General features: G+C 62.7%; 18 protein-coding genes. 9 read left to right on the plus strand and 9 right to left on the minus strand.

The genetic code is table 11. The features are described 5' to 3' along the window. Nucleotides 1-3: 3 nt before the first annotated feature. Nucleotides 4-1596 (minus strand): ABC transporter substrate-binding protein, encoded by a 1593-nt coding sequence (locus tag GTW25_RS12545; RefSeq protein ID WP_252912471.1) that lies wholly within the window; start codon nucleotides 1594-1596, stop codon nucleotides 4-6. Nucleotides 1597-1798: 202 nt separating this feature from the next. Here GTW25_RS12545 and GTW25_RS12550 point away from each other — a divergent pair, with 202 nt between their 5' ends. Beyond that, a complete protein-coding gene (locus tag GTW25_RS12550; protein WP_252912472.1) occupies nucleotides 1799-1990 on the plus strand; it encodes a hypothetical protein in 192 nt (63 codons plus the stop codon). Here the strand turns inward: GTW25_RS12550 and GTW25_RS12555 are convergent. From GTW25_RS12555 to puuE, 3 genes are read right to left on the minus strand one after another with little or no spacing between them, the layout of a single operon-like run. Next, entirely contained in the window at nucleotides 1985-2494 is a 510-nt protein-coding gene (locus tag GTW25_RS12555) for an ureidoglycolate lyase (RefSeq protein WP_252912473.1), read from the minus strand. The two genes, GTW25_RS12550 and GTW25_RS12555, sit on opposite strands and share 6 nt — an antisense overlap. Then, nucleotides 2491-3318, minus strand: coding sequence for a bifunctional allantoicase/(S)-ureidoglycine aminohydrolase (locus GTW25_RS12560; RefSeq protein ID WP_252912474.1), 828 nt, complete (start codon nucleotides 3316-3318; stop codon nucleotides 2491-2493). Before GTW25_RS12560 ends, GTW25_RS12555 begins: the two co-directional genes overlap by 4 nt. Then, entirely contained in the window at nucleotides 3315-4760 is a 1446-nt protein-coding gene (gene puuE, locus GTW25_RS12565) for an allantoinase PuuE (protein ID WP_252912475.1), read from the minus strand. Before puuE ends, GTW25_RS12560 begins: the two co-directional genes overlap by 4 nt. A gap of 153 nt (nucleotides 4761-4913) precedes the next feature. On the opposite strand from puuE, the gene uraH reads away from it, so the two are divergent. The 4 genes from uraH (at nucleotide 4914) to xdhC (ending at nucleotide 10601) form a co-directional block, all read left to right on the plus strand. Further along, on the plus strand, nucleotides 4914-5276 hold the full coding sequence (gene uraH / locus GTW25_RS12570) for a hydroxyisourate hydrolase (protein WP_252912476.1): 363 nt from the start codon (nucleotides 4914-4916) through the stop codon (nucleotides 5274-5276). A 182-nt stretch (nucleotides 5277-5458) separates the two neighbouring features. Beyond that, a complete protein-coding gene (xdhA, locus tag GTW25_RS12575; RefSeq protein WP_252912477.1) occupies nucleotides 5459-6922 on the plus strand; it encodes a xanthine dehydrogenase small subunit in 1464 nt (487 codons plus the stop codon). Between the two features lie 208 nt (nucleotides 6923-7130). Then, a complete protein-coding gene (xdhB, locus tag GTW25_RS12580) occupies nucleotides 7131-9497 on the plus strand; it encodes a xanthine dehydrogenase molybdopterin binding subunit (RefSeq protein ID WP_252912478.1) in 2367 nt (788 codons plus the stop codon). Between the two features lie 246 nt (nucleotides 9498-9743). Further along, nucleotides 9744-10601, plus strand: a complete 858-nt coding sequence (gene xdhC / locus GTW25_RS12585; protein ID WP_252912479.1) for a xanthine dehydrogenase accessory protein XdhC — start codon at nucleotides 9744-9746, stop codon at nucleotides 10599-10601. Here the strand turns inward: xdhC and GTW25_RS12590 are convergent. Both GTW25_RS12590 and GTW25_RS12595 read right to left on the minus strand, forming a co-directional pair. Continuing rightward, nucleotides 10594-11235, minus strand: coding sequence for a hypothetical protein (locus tag GTW25_RS12590; RefSeq protein ID WP_252912480.1), 642 nt, complete (start codon nucleotides 11233-11235; stop codon nucleotides 10594-10596). The genes xdhC and GTW25_RS12590 overlap by 8 nt on opposite strands. Before the next feature lie 165 nt (nucleotides 11236-11400). Further along, entirely contained in the window at nucleotides 11401-12321 is a 921-nt protein-coding gene (locus tag GTW25_RS12595) for a LysR family transcriptional regulator (RefSeq protein ID WP_252912481.1), read from the minus strand. 137 nt (nucleotides 12322-12458) lie between these two features. On the opposite strand from GTW25_RS12595, the gene GTW25_RS12600 reads away from it, so the two are divergent. From GTW25_RS12600 to GTW25_RS12610, 3 genes are all read left to right on the plus strand, one after another. Then, nucleotides 12459-13670, plus strand: a complete 1212-nt coding sequence (locus GTW25_RS12600; RefSeq protein WP_252912482.1) for a urate hydroxylase PuuD — start codon at nucleotides 12459-12461, stop codon at nucleotides 13668-13670. Further along, on the plus strand, nucleotides 13670-14983 hold the full coding sequence (gene guaD, locus GTW25_RS12605; RefSeq protein WP_252912483.1) for a guanine deaminase: 1314 nt from the start codon (nucleotides 13670-13672) through the stop codon (nucleotides 14981-14983). Before GTW25_RS12600 ends, guaD begins: the two co-directional genes overlap by 1 nt. A gap of 180 nt (nucleotides 14984-15163) precedes the next feature. After that, nucleotides 15164-16426, plus strand: a complete 1263-nt coding sequence (locus tag GTW25_RS12610; RefSeq protein ID WP_252912484.1) for a glycerate kinase type-2 family protein — start codon at nucleotides 15164-15166, stop codon at nucleotides 16424-16426. A gap of 179 nt (nucleotides 16427-16605) precedes the next feature. Here the strand turns inward: GTW25_RS12610 and GTW25_RS12615 are convergent, their stop codons facing one another. Then, the gene (locus tag GTW25_RS12615; protein WP_252912485.1) at nucleotides 16606-18081 is read right to left on the minus strand and encodes a UdgX family uracil-DNA binding protein; all 1476 of its coding nucleotides are present in this window, start codon (nucleotides 18079-18081) and stop codon (nucleotides 16606-16608) included. Further along, complete coding sequence (locus tag GTW25_RS12620) at nucleotides 18081-19316, minus strand: putative DNA modification/repair radical SAM protein (RefSeq protein ID WP_252912486.1); 1236 nt, start codon at nucleotides 19314-19316, stop codon at nucleotides 18081-18083. Before GTW25_RS12620 ends, GTW25_RS12615 begins: the two co-directional genes overlap by 1 nt. Nucleotides 19317-19416: 100 nt before the next feature. On the opposite strand from GTW25_RS12620, the gene GTW25_RS12625 reads away from it, so the two are divergent. Continuing rightward, nucleotides 19417-19890, plus strand: a complete 474-nt coding sequence (locus GTW25_RS12625) for a GNAT family N-acetyltransferase (RefSeq protein ID WP_252912487.1) — start codon at nucleotides 19417-19419, stop codon at nucleotides 19888-19890. A 49-nt stretch (nucleotides 19891-19939) separates the two neighbouring features. Here GTW25_RS12625 and GTW25_RS12630 read toward each other — a convergent pair whose 3' ends face one another. Continuing rightward, nucleotides 19940-20914, minus strand: a complete 975-nt coding sequence (locus GTW25_RS12630) for a WD40 repeat domain-containing protein (protein ID WP_252912488.1) — start codon at nucleotides 20912-20914, stop codon at nucleotides 19940-19942. Nucleotides 20915-20945 lie beyond the last annotated feature (31 nt).

Here is a 20945-nt window from a genome sequence, read left to right on the forward strand (position 1 = left end):
CCCTCAGGCCTGATCGAGCCAGACGCGGGTCGCGGCCCGCAGGTTGGAGGTCTCGTGGTTGGGATCTTGCACCCAGCCCTGAACTTCCTCACGGCGCGCGTCGAGGAAGTCGTTGAACATCGGCAGGATCAGGCCGCCGTCGTCGCGCACCTTAGTGGCGGCTTCGCGGTACATTTCAGCGCGCTTGGTGTCGTCCAGTTCGCCGCGCGCCTCGCGTATGAGGGTGTCGAAGCCCTCGTCGAAGAAGCGCGTGTCGTTCCAGTCGGCGCCCGTGACGTAGGCGGTCGAATACATGGAATCCTGCGTCGGGCGTCCGCCCCAGTAGGAGGCGCAGAAGGGCTGCTTGTTCCAGACCTCGGTCCAGTAGCCGTCGCCCGGCTCGCGCTGAACCTGGATCTCGATGCCGGCAGCCTGTGCCTGCTGCTGGAAAAGCTGTGCCGCATCGACCGCGCCGGGGAAGGCGACTTCGGAGGTGCGCAGCAGGATCGGGCCGGAATGCCCGGATCTCTCGAAATAGTGCCGTGCCTCGTCCGGGTCGTAGGCGCGCTGCTCGACACCTTCGGGGAAGAGCGCATAGGACTGGTTGATCGGAAAATCATTGCCGACCGAGGCGTGGCCGGCCAGGATCTGTTCGATCATCTGCTCGCGGTCGACGGCCAGCTTCAACGCCATGCGCAGATCGGCATTGTCGAACGGGGCCGTGTTGCAATGCATCGCGAAAATGTAGTGCCCCTTGGACGGAACGCTCTCGATATGCACGCCGGGCATGCGCGCCAGAAGTTCGACCGTGCGCGGCTCCACGCGGTTGATGATATGGACCTGACCCGACTGGAGCGCCGAGGTGCGCGCGGTCGGATCGTTCATGACGATAACCTCGACGGAGGCGACATGGCCGATATCGTCGTTCCAGTAACCGTCATACTTGGTCGAGACGTGGCGGATGCCCGGCTCGTTGACCTCGACCTGATAGGGGCCCGTGCCGATGCCGGCCGCCGGATCGTCATAGCCGCCATTGGGCTGGATCACGAGGTGGTAGTCGGTCAAAAGCAGCGGCAGATCGGCGTTGCCGCTGTCGAGCTTGAACACGACATTGTCGCCGTCGACCGAAATGTCGGTGATGCCCCGCAGCACGCCGAGCGCGGCCGATTCCGTCGCTTCGTCGGAATGGCGACGGATCGTCTGGGCAACGTCTTCGGGTGTCAGGTCCTGGCCGTTGTGGAAGGTTACGCCCTTGCGGATTTTGAAGCGCCATTCGGCGGCGTCGTCGGACGCTTCCCAGGACTCGGCCAGAACCGGCTGCGGCGAGCCGTCCTGCGGCGACTGGAGAACGAGAAGCTCGCCCCAGGTCGAACCGAAATTCTGCGAAACCTGCGTCAGCCAGAGCGCCGGATCGAGCGAATTGGTGGATTCGCCGCCCTGAAGCCCCAAGCGCAGATCGCCGCCCTTCTGGGCGCCTTGCGCGCGTGCCGCGCCGATCAGAAGCGAATTTGCGAAAACGGCGGACGCGCCGAGAGCGGATGCGCGGCCGAGAAAGTCACGACGGTTCAGCTTGCGTGCAGCGACCATCCTGCTCAGAAATTCGAGTTCCTTAGACATTGCCTGTTCCTCATTCGATCAGTGGTTCGAACCCATTGAAGCGGGCCCGTTCGTGCAGGCCTCGTTGTGCTGGATATTGACGCCAAAAAGCGACACCCAGCAAGGCCAATTCCGACATCACTTGACGTAAATGGATGTCCCCTCGCGTGGCGGCGAATATAGCCGTCAGTTGGAGAGGATCAACCGTGTTTGGAAAATTCTCGTGGAATTCCGTATGTTTGGCGAATTCGAGGCTGTCGGCAAACTATTTGCCGACTGCCTTTTCGGTGAGATCGGGCCACCGCATTTCGATATCGGCCACGCGCGAACGGATAATCCTGGCGCGGGCTGCGAACATCTTTCGCAGACCGGGATTCAACTGTCATCGCGCATCGCAGCGATTGCGGGCTTATGAGACGATGCTGTCGGGAAGTCGGATTTCCCAAGGCGTTTCGAAATTGAACTCCTCGAGATTGTTCTCCTCTCCGCCACGGTCGACCACGACGAAATCCTGCGCCTGCCCCATCGGTGTCAACACGCCGTGCCAGACGTTGCGACGATAATTGACGCCCTGTCCGGGGCTCGTGAGGAAGGCTTGCGGCCTACCGGGCATGCCGTTTTCATCAGGACACACCACGACGAGGAAGGGCCGGTCGTCGAGCGGCATGAAGGCCTGGCTGCCGAAGGGGTGCCGCTCGACGAGATCGAGCTTGAGCGGAAACGGATAGGGCGTTCCCCTGAAGATCGAGATCAGCACACGCGCATTCGTTCCCGCCGCTTCGACCGTCGCCAGATCGTGATAGCGCTCGCATTTCCCGCGATTGATCGGGAAATGGGTGGGGCAATCGGTGTCCAGCACATCGCCGAAGGGGGCGAATGCCTTGCGTGTCAGCGGGACGGCGGTGAGGATGCGGTTCATCGGAATGCCAGCTTCGCGTGACGATTGACGTCCTTGTACAGCAGGTAACGGAACCGCCCCGGCCCGCCCGCATAGCATGCCTGCGGGCAAAAGGCGCGCAGCCACATGAAGTCGCCGGCCTCGACTTCCACCCAGTCTTTGTTGAGCTTGTAGACGGCCTTGCCTTCCAGCACGTAGAGGCCGTGTTCCATCACATGCGTTTCCTCGAACGGGATCAGCCCGCCCGGCTCGAACGTGACAATTGTGACGTGCATATCGTGGCGCAGATCTGCGGGATCGACGAAGCGCGTCGTTGCCCATGCGTCGTTGGTGTCGGGCATCGGCGTCGGCGCGATGTCGTTCTCGTTAAGGAAAAGGGCGTCGGGTGCGTCGAGGCCTTCGACGAATTCGTACGCCTTGCGGACCCAGTGAAAGCGCGTCGCCGCGCCGCTTTCGTTCTTCAGCGTCCAGCCGCTGGCCGGCGGCAGATAGGCGTAGCCGCCGGGCGTCAGCACATGGCGCTCGCCGTCGAGCGTAACAGTGACCTCTCCCTCGACCACGAAAAGCACACCTTCGGCATCGGCTTCGGGTTCAGGTTGATCCGAGCCGCCACCGGGCAGCACTTCCATGATGTATTGCGAGAAGGTTTCGGCGAAGCCGGACAGCGGCCGTGCGAGAATCCATGCGCGCGTTTTTTCCCAGAAGGGCAGGAAGCTCGTCACGATGTCGCTCATGACGCCTTTTGGGATCACCGCATAGGCGTCGGTGAAGACAGCACGGCCGGTGTGGATCGCAGTCTGGGGCGGCAGGCCGCCGGTCGGGGCGTAGTAGGAACGGTCGGTCATGCGGGCAAAATGTCCTTGAGCCTCAGATAGGCGATGCGCTCGACCTGTTTGCAGGCCGTTTCGAACTCGGTGTCCCGGTCGCTGGCGACGCGGCGGCGAAAGGCGTCGAGAATCGACGCCTTGGTGTTGTCTTTCACGGCAATGATGAAGGGGAAACCGAATTTCGAAATGTAGGAATCATTGAGTTCGGTGAATGCTGCGCGTTCCTCGTCGGTCAGGGCGTCGAGCCCTGCGGATGCCTGTTCGCTGGTCGATTCCGCCGTCAGGCGCTTTGCCTGTGCGAGCTTTCCGGCAAGGTCGGGGTGAGCCTGAAGCACGACGAGCCGCTCATCCACGCTGGCTGAGCGGAACATGCGCGCCAGCGCATTGTGCAACCCGCCGGCGCTGTCATGGGCGGGGCCGAGTTCCAGTTCGAAGGCGCGTTCGGCGATCCACGGCGAGTGCTCGAAGATGGAGCCGAAGCGCGAGACGAACGCGTCCCGTTGCATGCGGGAGGGGCGCAAAGCATGTGGCTGGTAAGGATAGGTCTCGATCCAGTGCTCGGCGATGTCGATACGCCGCGCGATCCAGACCTTGTCGTGGCTTTGGACGTAATCCAGAAAACGTTTCAGCGCGGCAAAGCGGCCGGGCCGCCCGATCAGGCGGCAATGAAGACCGATGCTCATCATGGCCGGTCGTCCAGCCTCGCCTTCGGTATAGAGCGTGTCGAAAGCGTCCTTCAGATAGGCGAAGAACTGGTCGCCCGAATTGAAGCCTTGCGCGGTGGCGAACCGCATGTCGTTGGCGTCGAGCGTATAAGGGATGACGAGTTGCGGCGGGATCGGGTTTCCGTGGCCGTCATGATCGAGCCAATAGGGCAAATCGTCGTCATAGGTGTCCGAAATCCAGGTGAAGCCGCCTTCCTCGGCGGCGATCTTCACCGAGTTGACCGACGTGCGGCCGAGGTAAAGACCGGTGGGACGCGTGCCGACGACTTCCTCGTGAAGCCGGATCGCTTCGTCGAGGTCGGCGCGTTCGTCCGCTTCGTCGTGGTCGCGGTAGTCGATCCATTTCAGGCCGTGCGAAGCGATTTCCCAATCCGCATCCTGCATCGCGCGGACCTGATCGGGCGAACGTGCCAGTGCGCTCGCCACGCCGTAGACGGTGACCGGTGCCCCGGCGTCCGAGAACAGTCGGTAAAGCCGCCAGAACCCGGCGCGCGCGCCATATTCGTAGATCGATTCCATGTTCCAGTGACGCTTGGCCGGCCAAGGCGCCGCGCCAACGATCTCCGAGAGGAACGCCTCGGACGCCGCGTCGCCATGCAGAACGCAATTCTCGCCGCCTTCCTCGTAATTGACCACGAAGGAAACCGCGACATTTGCACCGCCCGGCCATTGCGGGTTCGGCGGGTTTGCCCCGTAGCCGCGCATGTCGCGCATATAGCGTTTCGGATCGTTCATACGGCCCTCCGGTTCGGGGTCAGGATAGATCGGACGTGGCCGCTTCATTCCCGGTCAAAAATTTGAAAGTCTTTTTGTGGCCCGCTGTCTGAAGAGGGCTTATGACTTGCCGTAGGATCGCCGACAATGACGAACAAGAACAAGAGGGTGATAATGGCCGCAAGCGGAGGACGTCTGACGACGCATGTGCTCGATACTGCCACCGGCAAGCCGGCGGCGGGTCTGAAGATCGCGCTCTATCGCGTTTCGGGCAATTCGCATCGGAAGGTCAAGGACGTCGTCACCAACGCGGACGGACGATGCGATGCGCCGCTTCTGGAGGGCAAGGATTTCGCGACCGGGCAGTACGAGCTGATCTTTTTCGCGGGCGACTATCTGCGGGCGAGCGGCCAGCAACTGCCCGAACCGGCATTTCTCGATCAGGTGCCGATCCGTTTCGGTATGGCCGAGGACACGCATTACCATGTACCGCTGCTGATCTCGCCCTATGGCTATTCGACCTACAGGGGGAGTTGAAAACTCATGCTGACGTGTTTCCTCTACGTTGCCCCCCTCTGTCCTGCCGGCCATCTCCCCGGCGAGAGGGGAGATTATGCGCGTCGCCAATGCAGGCCAATCTCCCCCCTCGCGGGGGAGATGTCCGGCAGGACAGAGGGGGGCGTGAAGGATCGCATTCCTAAACTGAATGGAGTCGCGAATTGACCCGTTCACACCTCCACTTCCTACTGAACGGCGAAAACGTCACCCTTTCCGATGTGCGCCCGGACGAAACGCTCCTCGACTTCCTGCGGCTTCGCCGGTCGCTGAAAGGCACCAAGGAAGGCTGCGCGGAAGGCGATTGCGGGGCCTGCACGGTTCTGGTCGGGCGGCTTTCGGGCGGCAATCTTGTCTATGAAGGCGTCAATTCCTGCATCCGATTCACCGGGTCGCTCGATGGCTGCCATGTCGTCACGATCGAGCATCTGCGCGGAACGGATGGCGGGTTGCATCCGGTGCAGCAGGCGATGGTGGATTTCCATGGCTCGCAATGCGGCTTTTGCACGCCCGGCTTCGTCATGTCACTTTACGGACTGTGGATGCGCGAGCCGAACCCGGCCGATGCAACCATCGAAAAGGCGCTTCAAGGCAATCTGTGCCGCTGTACGGGCTACGAGGCGATCATGCGCGCGGCCCGGGCCGTCTCGCATTATGGCGAGGCCGGACGCGATCCGCTTGTGTCCGAGCGAGCCGAAATCATCGCAAGGCTGAAGGCGATGCGCGACGGCAAACGCGTCGAAATCGGTGCCGGCAAGGAACGTTTTGTCGTGCCGGCGTCACTCGATGATCTTGCGGCGGTCGTCGAAACCGAGCCGAATGCGCGTGTCGTCTCCGGTTCCACCGATGTGGGGCTGTGGGTCACCAAGCACTTTCGCGATATCTCGCCGGTCGTCTTCATCGGCGGACTGGACGAGCTCAGGCAAGTGAGTGAGGCGGATGATGTGATCACCATCGGCGCGGGGGTCAGCTATACCGATGCCTATGCCGCGCTGGCCGGTCGTATCCCGGCGCTGCGGCCGCTGCTCGACCGGATCGGCGGCGATCAGGTGCGCAATATGGGCACGATCGGCGGCAACATCGCCAACGGTTCGCCCATCGGCGATACGCCGCCGCCGTTGATCGCGCTGGGCGCGGAACTCACATTGCGCAAGGGCGATGCGCGCCGGACGATCAAGCTGGAAGACTTTTTCATCGATTACGGCAAGCAGGATCGTGCGGCGGGCGAGTTCGTCGAGGCGCTCCATGTGCCGGTGCCGGAAGATGGCATGCTGTTCGCGGTCCACAAGATCACGAAGCGGCGTGACGAGGACATCACTGCCGTGCTCGGTGCGTTTCATCTGCGGATCGAGGGCGGCAGCGTCGTCTCGGCCCGTATCGCCTATGGCGGGATGGCGGCGATTCCGAAGCGTGCACTTGCGGTCGAAGCCAAGCTGGTCGGCCAGCCATGGACCGTCGAAACGGTGGAAGCTGCGATGATGGCGTTCGAGAGCGACTACCAGCCAATCTCCGATATGCGTGCCAGCGGTGACTATCGCATGATCGTGGCGAGGAACCTCCTGATGCGAGTGTTCCTCGAAAGCGAGGGCGAGACCGCGCACGTCGCCCGATACGAGGTGGCGCGATGATGGTGTTTGGTATGCGTTCGCTCTACGTTGCCCTCCTCTGGCCTGCCGGCTTTTGCCCTTCGCTTTCGCTCCGGGCGTTCGTCACTCGAAAAGCCAAATCGTTGGCTTTTTGCCCGCTACGCGGGCCGCTTCTCACCCCCCTCAAGGGGGAGATGGCCGGCAGGCCAGAGGGGGGCGCGAAGGAACTCAACCTTTCAAGGCGCGCGCCATGAACAAACACGCCCAGCCCGACCTTCAGGCCGCCGGGATCAAGGGCGGCGTCGCGAGCGACCAGCGTCACGATTCCGCGCACAAGCATGTCACCGGCTCGGCGGTCTACATCGATGACTTCCCCGAACCGGCGGGCCTGCTTCATGGCTGTCTCGGGCTCTCCGCCATCGCCAATGGCCGTATCGTGTCGATGGATTTGTCGGCGGTCCAAGTCGCGTCGGGCGTCGTCGCCGTTCTGACGGCAAGCGACGTTCCGGGCGTCAACGACATTTCGCCGACCGGCCGTCACGACGAGCCGATCCTTGCCGAAGGCGAGGTGTTGTTTCATGGCCAGCCCGTTTTCGCGGTCATCGCGCAAACGCGCGAGGCGGCGCGGCGCGCGTGCAAGCTGGCGAAGATCGAATATGAAGAACGACCGTTCGTCACCGATATCGGCGACCTCGACGCGGAAGCTGACAAGCTCGTCACACCGCCATTGACGCTGAAGCGCGGCGACGCCCACGAGGCCATCGCTGCCGCGCCGCGTCGTCTCAAGGGGCACATGCGTGTCGGCGGGCAGGATCATTTCTATCTCGAAGGCCACATCGCGCTTGCCATTCCCGGTGAGGATGACGACGTGACCGTTCATTCCTCGACGCAGCACCCGAGCGAAGTGCAGCACATGGTCGCCCATGCGCTGGGTGTCGCGTCTCATGCGGTGACCGTGGAGATTCGCCGCCTGGGCGGCGGCTTCGGCGGCAAGGAAACGCAGTCGAACCAGTTCGCAGCCATCGCCGCCATCGCGGCGAAGAAGCTGAAGCGCGCGGTGAAAATCCGGCCCGACCGCGACGACGATATGATCGCCACCGGCAAGCGGCATGATTTCATCATCGATTACGAGGTCGGGTTCGACGATGACGGGCGGATCGCGGGCGTCGATTTTCTCTATGGCGCGCGCTGCGGCTTTTCATCCGACCTGTCAGGCCCGGTGACGGATCGTGCGCTTTTCCACTGCGACAATTCCTATTTCTACCCGGCGGTGAAGGCACGCTCGGCGCCGTTCTTCACCAACACCGTGTCGAACACCGCCTTTCGCGGTTTCGGCGGGCCGCAGGGCATGATGGGAGCCGAGCGCATCATCGACGAGATCGCTTTTGTGCTCGGCAAGGATCCGCTCGAGGTGCGCAAGGCGAATTTCTACGGGACGGGCGATCGGAACGTCACGCCCTATCACCAGACGGTCGAGGACAACATCGTTCACCGGATCGTCTCCGAACTGGAAGCGAGTGCCGACTATGCCAAACGCCGCGCCGAGATCGACGCCTTCAACGGCGAAAGCCGGATCGTCAAACGCGGGCTGGCGCTGACGCCGGTCAAGTTCGGCATCTCGTTTACCGCCACCCATTTCAATCAGGCCGGCGCGCTGGTCCATGTCTATACGGACGGCTCGGTTCATCTGAACCATGGCGGCACCGAGATGGGGCAGGGGCTCTACGTCAAGGTCGCGCAGGTCGTGGCCGAGGAGTTCCAGATCGACATCGACCAAGTGAAGATCACGGCGACGACGACGGACAAGGTGCCGAACACCTCGGCGACGGCCGCCTCGTCGGGCTCGGACCTGAACGGCATGGCGGCGCAGAACGCCGCGCGCCAGATCAAGGACCGGCTCTGCGATTTCGCCGCCAAGAAATATGGGCTGGAGAAGGATCAGATCATCTTCCTGCCCAATCGCGTGCGGCTTGGCAATCAGGAAATCCCCTTCGCCGACCTCGTCAAACAGGCCTATATGGCGCGTGTGCAGCTGTCGGCGGCCGGATTCTACAAGACGCCGAAAATCCACTGGGACCGCGACAAGGGCGAGGGGCATCCGTTCTATTACTTCGCCTATGGCGCTTCCTGCGCGGAAGTTTCCATCGATACGCTGACGGGTGAATATCTGGTCGAGCGGGTCGATATCCTGCACGAGACCGGCCGCTCGCTGAACCGGGCCATCGATCTCGGCCAGATCGAGGGGGGCTTCATTCAGGGTATGGGTTGGCTGACCACCGAGGAACTGGTGTGGGACGACAAGGGCCGGCTCCGGACCCATGCGCCGTCGACCTACAAGATTCCGCTCGCCTCCGACCGGCCGAAGATCTTCAACGTGGCGCTTGCCGACTGGGCGGAAGCGGGCGAGCCGACCATCCATCGCTCCAAGGCAGTGGGCGAGCCGCCATTCATGCTGGCAATGTCGGTCTTCCATGCGCTGTCCGACGCGGTGGCGAGCGTCAGCGACCATAAGGTGTTCCCGGCACTCGACGCGCCGGCGACGCCGGAGCGCGTGTTGATGGCGGTGGAAAGGGTCAGGAGCACCTTGCCCCAGCGGGCTTCAATCGGCGGATCATAGGGTTCCCATGCCTGCGTTTCTTCGCGCCCCCCTCTGGCCTGCCGGCCATCTCCCCCGCGAGGGGGGAGATCAGGCTCGTTGTCGGCTTTGCTGCTACGACAGCCGTTTGGTTGGAGCGATAGAGAGATTGATTTCCCCCCTCGCGGGGGAGATGGCCGGCAGACCAGAAGGGGGCGCGGCAGGGCGCGGACCTCGGAGACAAGCCGGCAGATCATACGGCAATGCGAAAAATCGTGGGCCGCGACGATGAGCCGGCGCGCTGCTTCCCTTCAAGCTTTCCTCGCCGCTTCGCCGAAGGCCGCTGTAGTTGAAATCTGTGCCGCGCGTGGTTCGACACCGCGCGATGTCGCGACATGGATGCTGGTCTCGCCCGACGCGATTTTCGGCACGATCGGTGGCGGCCAGCTCGAATTCATGGCGATCGACCGCGCGCGTGCCCTGATTGCGGAGGGCAGGGCAACGGATCGCATGGATGTGCCGCTCGGCCCCGAAATCGGCCAGTGCTGCGGCGGGCGGGTCGGTATCGACATCGCTTTTCTCGACGCGGAACTGCGCCGAGCTATGCCCAAGCGCATCGAAGCGGAAGAGCATATGGAGCCGACGGTGCTCGTCTTCGGCGGTGGCCATGTCGGCCTCGCGTTGGCGCATTCGCTTAATCTCCTGCCACTGCGCACGGTGATCATCGAAACCCGCGCCGATGCGCTGGACGGAATGCCGACCGACGTCGAAACGCGCCTGACGTCCGTACCCGAGGAAGAGGTGCGCAACGCCCCGCCCGGTTCCGGCTTCGTGGTCCTGACGCATGATCACGCACTCGATTTCCTGATCGTCGCGGAAGCCCTCGCTCGAACCGATGCCCGCTATGTCGGTATGATCGGCTCGAAAACGAAACGCGTGACCTTCAAGAACTGGTATCTGAAAGAGGCTAGCGGCGCCGAAGCCGATCTCGAACGGCTCGTCTGCCCGATCGGCGGCAGCGCGCTGAAGGACAAGCGGCCCGAAGTGATCGCAGCGCTTGCGGCGGCGGAGGTGATACGAGCGGTACTCCCCGCAGCACCGGTCAAGCCAGCGGGTAGGGTGGTTGGATCGACAGCGCTTACTTGAGATATGCCCACATTGCTTCTTCAAACCGGTCGGGCCAATTTATGCCCCACAAGGCGGCCAGTCTGCGGGCGCGCGGCAGGTAGGCAGCCGCATAGGCGACATGCGCAGCGATCAATGCCTCCCTTGTCGGTACCGGCGGCGGCAGCGAGAACAGAATTTCCTTCTGTTCATCCGTGATCAGCCTGTCCAGATGCAGCGCACCGCCCCTGTGCGGCGCTCCCGTTTCCTCGATGAAGAGGTGGACGAGAAGATTGCGCAGATGGAAAATCCCCGTGACGCCGTTGAGATATTCTTCCCTGCCCATGGCAAGTGGCAGAAGTGCGAGAATTCGAATGAACTCTTCGAACTGATACTTGACGCTTCGTGGGTCCGGGCCGGTCGGATTCGTGGACGCGGGCAGTGAATCGAAAATCCGGTCGTGATCGAACAGGACCTTCAATCCGTCCCGCGTCTGCCTGCCCATCTGGTCGGGCTTTACGATGAAAACGTCCGTTCGCAAACAGTCCTGCGTGATCGCATTTATCAATCCCGGTCGGACCTGCCGATCGCGCCACATTACGATCGTGCCTGTTCGGTCGACCGCTCTGCGCCAGATTTCAGCAAGTTCGTCGGTAGGACCGTCCGAAGCCACCATCAGGAAATCGATGTCGCTATAAATGTCTTCGAGACCCGTGCCGTAGCTGCCGCTCAGGAATAACGCTCGTATGCTGGCTCAGTCTTGAGTTCGTCGGTGACGGCATCAATTGCGGCGGCGGGTTCCATTTCTCCGAATTCCTCCAACGGAAGGGATTGCCTGGATTCAGCCCGGCTTCATGATGTCGCGAATAAGCTTCTGGCAGCGTTCAGCCATGAAATCGAGCAACAAGCGCACTTTCGGATCCTGAAGTTTCTTGTGCGGATAGACGGCTGCAAGCTGCACCGGTGTCGGTGGGGTTTGCGGCAGGATGATTTTCAGTCGCCAGTCGCGAATGAAGGGTTCGACCTCGAAGCGCGGCTTCATGATGATGCCATGTCCGGCCAGCGCCCAACTCGTCAACACGTCGCCGTCATCGGAATCGAAAGGGCCGCGCACGTCGAGCTTTTGCAGACCATCCGGAGTTTGCAGCGTCCAGGTGAATTCGCGCGATCCTGGAAAGCGTAGGAGCAGGCAATCATGCCGCTCGTCGATGAGGTCCTGGGGCGTCTGCGGCTCGCCGCGTGCCTCCAGATATTGCTGCGAGGCGACCAGCACGCGCTCGCACTCCATCAGGCCTCGCATGCGCAGGCTGGAATCCTCCAGGACCCCGAGCCGGAAAGCGACGTCGATGCCTTCCTTCATCATGTCGACATTGTGGTCGGAAAGACGCAGCCGCACTTCGATGTCCGGGTAGCGGTCGTGGAATTCGGGAATACCCGATGCAATGAAGCGACGACCGAGGCCGAGCGGAGCGGTGACGCGGATCGTGCCGCGCGGCTGGCCGGAGAGCGAAGTGACGGCGGCTTCTGCTTCCGAAACCGCCTCGAGCACTTTCTTCGCCCCGTCGTAGAAAACGCGGCCATGCTCCGTCGGCATCAATTGACGCGTGGTGCGGTTGAAGAGCCGGACGCCGAGATGCTTTTCCAGTTCCTTGATGCGGTTCGAGGCGACGGCCGGCGAAATGCGCATGTCGCGCCCGGCCGCCGAGAGATTGCCGAGTTCGACCACGCGAACGAAAACAGAAACATTGTCCAGATATGCCATGCGCCCGCCACTGGTTTGCGTATGCAATGGGCTAGCATTTTCATTCATTTTTTGAAAGTCATCGTGCCGCTCGCCCCTTCCGCATGAATGCGATGTGCGTAAAGTCGGGTCGGGTTGAATCTGAGGGGAAATAGTCGGTGTACGATTTCGCGATCTTCTGGGACTGGTTGTCCTTCGCCGCGCGCTGGCTGCACGTCATCACCGCGATCGCGTGGATCGGCTCGTCCTTCTATTTCATCGCGCTCGACCTCGGCCTGCGTCGCGGCGGCCAGCTTCCGCCGGGCGTCAATGGCGAGGAATGGCAGGTCCACGGGGGCGGGTTCTACCACATCCAGAAATACATGGTTGCGCCGCCCAACATGCCGGAGCACCTGATCTGGTTCAAATGGGAGAGCTACGCGACATGGCTGTCCGGCTTCGCGCTGCTCGCCATCGTCTATTACGCCGGTGCCGACCTGTACCTCATCGATCGCAACGTCCTCGACGTTTCGGCGCCGGTCGCTATCGCGATTTCGGTCGCGTCGCTAGGGGTCGGCTGGCTGATCTACGATCAGCTTTGCAAGTCTCCGCTCGGCAATAACGACACCGCGCTGATGCTGATCCTCTATGGCGTGCTCGTCGCAATGGCATGGGGCTATACTCAGCTTTTCACCGGCCGCGCAGCCTTCCTGCATCTGGGCGCGTTCACCGCCACGATCATGTCGGCGAACGTCTTCCTGATCATCATTCCGAACCAGAAGATCGTGGTCGCGGATCTGAAGGCCGGTCGCGCGCCAGATCCGAAATACGGCAAGATCGCCAAGCAGCGTTCGACGCACAACAATTATCTGACGCTGCCCGTCATCTTCCTGATGCTGTCGAACCACTATCCGCTGGCCTACGCCACGCAGTTCAACTGGGTAATCGCGTCGCTGGTGTTCATCATCGGCGTCCTGATCCGGCATTATTTCAACACGATGCATGCGACCGGCGGCAAGCCGCACTGGACATGGGGCGCGTCGGCGGTGCTCTTCATCGTCATCATGTGGCTCTCGGCCGTACCCGCCGCGCTGACCGGCGAGCCTCGGGCTTCGCTTCGCGCAGAAACCTTGATGGCGTCCACGCATTTTCCGGCCGTGCGCGACACGGTGATGGGGCGCTGCGCCATGTGCCATTCAGCGCAGCCGGGTTATGACGGTATCCATTTCGCTCCCAAGGGCGTCCATCTCGACACCGATGTCGACATCGCCGAGCACGGCCGCGAAATCTATCTGCAATCGGGCCGCAGCCACGCCATGCCTCCCGGCAATTTGTCCGGCATGACGGATGACGAACGCCGGCTGCTGGTCGCCTGGTTCGAGGGGCGGTGATGGAAACCCTTCTTCTGCGTGGGCGTCTTTTGACGTTCCTGTCCGAGCCGCAAAGCGTCGATGACCATGCGTCCTATGCTTATGAGGATGATGGAGGGCTTTTGATCCGCGATGGCAGAATCGTGGCCATCGGCGCTTTCGCGGCGGTGTCGAAAAAGGCGGGACCGGACGCGAAACTGGTCGACCATCGCCCGCATCTGATCTTGCCGGGCTTTATCGACACCCACGCGCATTATCCGCAGATGCAGGTGATCGCGAGCTTCGGGACCGAGCTTCTGGAGTGGCTGAACCGCTACACGTTCCCGGAAGAGATGCGCTTTGCCGATCTTCAGCATGGGCGACGCATCGCGCGGCTGTTCTTCGACGAGCTGATCCGTCACGGCACGACGAGCGTGGCCGCCTATTGCTCGGTCCACAAGGAGAGCGCGGACGCATTCTTCGCCGAAGCGGAAAGCCGCCATATGCTGGTCGTCGGCGGCAAGGTGATGATGGACCGCAACGCGCCGGATGCACTGACGGACACGCCGCAATCCTCCTATGATGACACGAAAGCGCTGATCGAGCGGTGGCACGGCCACGCGCGCGGTCATTATGCGATCACGCCGCGCTTCGCGATCACCTCGTCGCCCGAGCAGATGGAGATGGCGGGCCAGCTTGCGCGCGAGCATCCCGACCTGCACATCCAGACGCATCTGTCGGAAAACCATGCCGAGATTGCCTATACGGCCGAGCTCTATCCGTGGGCGAAGGATTATACCGACATCTACGAGCATTACGGACTGGCCGGGCCGAAGACGTTGTTCGGTCATTCGATCCATCTGTCCGAGCGCGAGGCCGATGCGCTGTCCGATGCCGGCTCAATCGCCGTCTTCTGCCCCACCTCGAACCTCTTTCTCGGCTCCGGGCTTTTCGACTATCTGCGCTATCGCAGGCGCGCGAAGCCGCTGCGCATCTCCACCGCCACCGATGTCGGCGGTGGCACGAACTATTCGATGCTGCGAACGATGGACGAAGGCTACAAGGTCATCGCGCTCAACGGCGAAAAGCTCAACCCGTTCGCCTCGTTCTGGCAGATCACGCGCGGCAATGCCGAGGCGCTGTCGATGGCGGAGAAAATTGGTACGCTCGAGGTCGGGACGGATGCCGATCTCGTCGTGCTGGATTCAGCGGCGACGCCCGGCATGCGGCTTCGCATGGAGCGGGCCGAAACTTTGGCGGAGGAGCTGTTTCTTCTTCAGACGCTCGGCGACGACCGTGCGGTTCGGGAGGTTTACGTGGCAGGGAAGCCTGCCAAGAGTGATTTGGCGGGGTGATGCTTCGGTGATAACTGCACTCTACGTTGCCCCCCTCTGTCCTGCCGGACATCTCCCCCGCATGGGGGGAGATCACGCACGGCAAGTTCGGCGACTAGCCAATCTCCCGCCTTGCGGGGGAGATGTCCGGCAGGACAGAGGGGGGCGCGAAGAAATGCAGACGCCCCTGGGTTTCTCGCGATGATCAACCCCCGCGCTCTCTTCACCGACATCTTCGCTGCCGCCGTTTCCGCCGCCGATCCCGAGCGGACCATCCGCGATCATCTGCCTGCCCGCCCGAAAGGCCGCACCATCGTCATCGGCGCCGGAAAGGGCTCGGCGCAGATGGCGCGGGCACTGGAAAAAGTTTGGGACGAGGCGCTCGAAGGGGTCGTCGTCACACGCTACGGATATGGCTGCGCTTGCGAGCGCATCGAGATCATCGAGGCGGCGCATCCCGTGCCGGATGAAGCCGGACTTGCGGCTGGCCGAAGGCTGCTCGATGCAGTCGCCGGTCTGACGAAGGATGATCTCGTCATCGCTCTGATCTCCGGAGGCGGGTCGGCGCTGTTGCCCGCGCCGCCGGCCGGGCTGACGCTTGGCGACGAGATCGCCGTCAACGAAGCGCTGCTCGCCTCCGGCGCGCCGATCTCGGCGATGAACACCATCCGCAAACATGTCTCGACCATCAAGGGAGGACGGCTGGCGGCGGCAGCGCATCCGGCAAAAGTCGTCTCGCTCATCGTCTCGGACATTCCCGGCGATAATCCGGCTCATGTCGCTTCCGGCCCGACCGTGCCCGATCGCGCGACGCGCGAGGAGGCGCTCGGTCTGGTCGACACGTACCGGCTGAAACTGCCGGATGCGGTGATGACACATTTGCGATCTTCGGCGGCCGATGCACCGCTCCCCGACGAAGCACGCTTCGCCGGAAACAAGGTGCGCGTCATTGCATCTGCGAGCCTGTCACTGGAAGCTGCCGTAGTCGAGGCGAAACGGCAGGGCATCGAGGCGGTCATCCTGTCCGACGCGATCGAGGGTGAGGCGCGCGAAGTCGGCAAGGTTCATGCCGCGCTGGCGCGCGAGATCGCCTTGCGGGACCGACCGTTTCGGAAGCCTGTGCTGCTTTTGTCTGGCGGTGAGACGACGGTGACGATCCGCGAGAAGGGCGGCCAGGGCGGGCGCAATACCGAATTCCTGCTGTCGCTGGCGCTGGGCATCGAGGGGCTTGACGGCGTCCACGCTTTCGCGGCGGACACGGACGGAATCGACGGCTCCGAGGCAAATGCCGGGGCATTCGCCGACGGTTCCACCGCAACGCACCTGCGGCATGCTGGGCACGATCCCCGCGCGCTCCTCGCCCGCCACGATGCCTGGACGGCGTTCGATGCGTTGGGCGATCTGTTCGAGCCGGGACCGACCGGAACGAATGTCAATGATCTGCGGGCTGTGCTTGTCCGTTGAGACGATGGCGCGGGTGAGAGGTCGAGGCATGGATTCCTGTGACGAGCACAGGAATGACGGTGGAGAGGTTTGACGCCAATCTCCAGCGTTGACGATTAGCTTATCCCCTGATGCCGTCATTCCTGTGCTTGTCACAGGAATCCATGCCTCGCCGGTTCCACCAACACGACGTCGATATTTCACGCCGCCATCAACTCCTTCACCTTCCGCATGTCCGCGACAAAGCGTTCGCGCTCCGCCTCGGCATCCGCGCGTTCCCGGATGCGTAGGATGAAGGACGGGTGGATGGTGATGAAGACGCGCAGCCCGTCCTCGCGCGTCATCACTTCGCCGCGCATCTTCGTCACCGGGATCGCCTTGCCGATGAGCGATTGCGCGGCGGTCGCGCCGAGGGCGACCGCGAGGTCCGGCTTGATGAAACCCAGTTCCTGCTCCACCCACCAGCGGCAGGCTTGAAACTCTCCCGCATTCGGCTTGGAATGGATGCGGCGCTTGCCGCGCGGTTCGAACTTGAAGTGCTTGACCGCATTGGTGACGTAAGTGATGCGCCGGTCGACGCCCGCTTCCGCCAAAACGCCGTCGAAGACCTTGCCGGCCGGACCGACGAAAGGATGGCCGGCGATATCCTCCTGATCGCCGGGCTGCTCGCCGACGAAGACGATGCGGGCATCTTCGGGCCCTTCACCGAAAACGGTCTGCGTCGCATCGCGCCAGAGCGGGCAGCGGCGGCAGCCTTTCGCCTGTTCGCGCGCCTCGGCCAACGAAGCGGCTGGCACCTCCGTCGCAGTCGGCTCATCCTTGCCCGTCCAATAGCGCGCCTGAATCTTCTTGTGATGCGGAGCCGGCATGGTCGGCATCCTTTCGATCATCTCCTTCGCCGCACGGTCGGCGCCCTTGATCATGTCGGGAATGAGCGCGGCTTCCGGTAGGTTCTTCCAGTATTTTTTCGGCATCTCGGCCTGCATCGCCTTCACCTTCAGCCGTGCCGGATTGAAGATGTTGGTGAAATAGGTGCGCCACAATTCCTCCGTCGCGTCGGCGGCGGGCGCGTCCGCTTTCGAGGCCGGCGGGCCGATGGTCAGCGCTTCGCCATCCCAGTCCGCCGTGCCTTTCGGGGTCAGGATCGTCCAGCGCATGCCGGTGAAGCGGCGCACGAAAAATGCCGCGTTGCGTTCGAGGATGAAATGGTCGGGTTCGAACCACGCGACATAACGCTTATCGTCGTCTTCGCCGATTTCCACGAACCGCACGAAGGCGCGCATCTTGTGCGTGTCGCGCCGCACGGCCTTTTCCATTTCGTGAAGGCGGATGATGTCGGGATCGGACGCGATCTTGATGAGTTCCGGTTCGCGGGCGAGCCGGAACAGGACGCGATAGAGAAAGGCGAAGCGCGATGGGTCGGTATGGCAGGCGACTGCCTCGGCGCGATCGATGAATTCGCGCGGCACGTTGAGTGTCCGGCCTGATGGAATGTCCGGAAGGGGCGCGCTATCGGCGAAAAGATCGTCTTCGGCGCCCGTTTGCCAAACGATATCGTGCGGCGGAACATCGTTCAGAACCAGCCGGCGCGCTGCATCCCGCCATCCGGCGAAATCAACCTCGCTTTCGAGACGAACGGAAAAAGCAGTGTTCGGCTGGCGCTCGGGCTGGCTCATCAGAACAGGCTCAGTTGCTTCGGCTTTCCAACCAGTTCGGCACGCAGATGTTCCGCATCGGTCATACCGCCGGGCGACCAGCCATCGGCGACGATGAAGGGGCGCACCTTGGTCACCGACTGGCAAAGCCGGCCGACATCCTCCAGCCGCAGGCGGCGATAGCGGCGCACGTCCAGCATCTTCTTCACAGCCTTGGTGCCGAAACCCGGCACGCGAAGCAGCATCTCGCGCGGTGCGCGGTTGACGTCGACGGGGAAGGACGCGCGGTTGGACAGCGCCCAGGCGAGCTTGGGATCGACGGCGAGGTCGAGCATTCCATCCTGCCGGCCGGCGGTGATTTCGCGCCGGTCGAAGCCGTAAAAGCGCATCAGCCAGTCAGCCTGGTACAGCCGGTGCTCGCGCATCAGCGGCGGCTTTGCGGAGGGCAGGGCGGAGGAGGAATCCGGGATGGGGCTGAAGGCGGAATAATAGACGCGGCGCAATTGATAGCTGCCATAGAGCCGGGCGCTGGTGCCCAGGATGTCGGCGTCGCTGGTGGCATCCGCGCCGACGATCATCTGCGTCGATTGTCCGCCGGGCGCAAAGCGCTGGCGCTTCTTCGTTCTCATGGTCGGTTCCGTCTTCTCCTCGATCTTGGAGCGCAGTTTCGCCATCGAGACGCGGATCGTTTCAGGCCGCTTTTCCGGGGCGAGACGCTTCACGCCCTCGTCGGTCGGCAGTTCGACATTGATCGACAGGCGGTCGGCATGAATGCCTGCCTGCTCCAGAAGCTCGGGCGCGCATTCGGGAATGGTCTTCAGATGGATATAGCCGCCGAATTTGTGCTCGACGCGGAGCCGGCGCGCGACCTCGACCATTTCGCTCATCGTCTCGTCCGGCGAGCGGATGACGCCGGAGGACAGGAACAGGCCCTCGATATAGTTGCGCTTGTAGAATTCCAGTGTCAGCGACACGACCTCGTCGATCGCAAAACGCGCCCGCTTCACGTTGGAGGAGGAGCGGTTGATGCAATAGCTGCAATCGTAGATGCAGAAATTCGTCAGAAGGATCTTGAGCAAAGAAATGCAGCGGCCGTCCGGCGCGTAGGAATGGCAGATGCCCATGCCCTCAGTCGAGCCGATCCCGCCCGATTTCAGCGAATTGCGCTTCGCCGCGCCGGAGGACGCGCAGGAGGCATCGTATTTTGCGGCATCCGACAGGATAGCCAGCTTTTGGCGAGTAGACAGAATGCTCATTCGTTCATGATATGTTCCTTTTCGTGAGAGTGCTATTAAAAATGCTAATGGCATGTTCCGCTCGATTGACCTCGACCGGAGAAGCAGTCAAAGCAGCGCCATGACCCAAATCCAACCGATCACGCCCGCAGATTTCAGCGCCGTCCTCGATCTCAATACGCGCCATGAAAACGAGTTGTCGCCGCTCGATGCGGTGCGCTTCGCCGGACTTGTCGAAGCTGCCTATCTCGCCGGCGTCGTCGGTGAGGCGGACGCGTTCCTGATCGCGTTCGACGAGACGAGCGACTATGACAGCCCCAATTTCATCTGGTTTCGCGAGCGCTATCCCCGCTTTGCCTATGTGGACCGGATCGCGGTCGCGCAACACGCGCGGGGGCGTGGGCTGGCAAGGTTGTTCTACGAAGCACTTTTCGAAAAGGCGAAGGCGGACGGGCACGAGATGATCGCCTGCGAGGTCAATCTCGATCCGCCCAACCCCGCGTCAGATGCCTTCCACGCAGCGCTCGGTTTTCGCGAGGTCGGGACCGCCGGCTACGGCAAGAAGACCGTGCGCTATTTCGTGAAAGAGCTTTAAGCGCCGCTTTTGTGCGACGTCGAGCCGTTCCGGCCGGCTGCAAAATGCTTCAGCCCGAAATATCGATCACGCCGCAATCGCCTGTTTCCGAGCCAAAGGCGATGCGGCGGCCGTCGCGGTCCCAGTCCATCGAGGTGATCGCGGACTGGCCCGGACGGCGCAGCAGGATTTCCTTCGCGTCGGCAACGCGGACCGCCATCACCATGCCGTCGCCATAGCCGATGGCGAGGATTTCCTCGGTCGGGTGGAAGGCGACGGCGGTCGCCATCGTGTCGCCGCGCGTGCCGAGTTCGAGCGGGGGTTTGCCCATCGGCCCGTCCTTCGTCTGGAACGGCCACACGATCGCTGCCGGCGCACCGGAGCTTGCGAGCCACTTGCCTTTCGGCCCCCAGGACAGGCTCTTCACCTTGGCCGGATAGCCCGTCATACGCATGTGCTTGCCGTCGGAAAGCCGCCAGCCGTGAAGCGCGTTTTCCTGCATGGCGGTGACGAGGAAGTTGCCATCGGGCGAGAAGGTGACGCCGATATGGGCGCCCGCCCATTCGAGTTCGACCGGCTTGCCGGCGGTGGCCGGAAAATGCAGCGTCGCGCCATTGTAGCGGGCCGCCGCGATGCGCAAGCCTTTGGGGGCGAAGGCGACCGCCTCGACCGTGCGCGGATGATCGAACGACTTTACCGCGCCATCCGGCAGGCGCACATGCGCGGTCTTGCCTGTGGCGAAAGCCACCGCGCCGCGCGGGCCGGCGGCGATTGCCGAGACCCATTTGCGGCCAGCTTCGGCAAGCGTCTCGGCATTGCCATCGGCGCAAAGCGACAACGCCTTGCCGTCCTCGCCGCCGGTCAGGAGCCGGTCGCGCGCGTCGTTGGCGACGGCGCACAAAAGCCCGTCATGCGCTTCGACGGTTTTGTGACCTTGGTCGAGACGGTGGACCGTCCCGTCCGCCAGCGCGAAATGCGGGATGTCGGAAATGAAGGCGGCCGTGATGCAATGGCCGTCGAGATCGAGCGGAGCGACTGTCGGCATCGGTTAGGAAGCCCTGGCCGATAGAGGGTTC

Origin of the sequence: Aliihoeflea aestuarii, assembly GCF_024105665.1 — a bacterium.
Taxonomy (GTDB): domain Bacteria; phylum Pseudomonadota; class Alphaproteobacteria; order Rhizobiales; family Rhizobiaceae; genus Aliihoeflea; species Aliihoeflea aestuarii.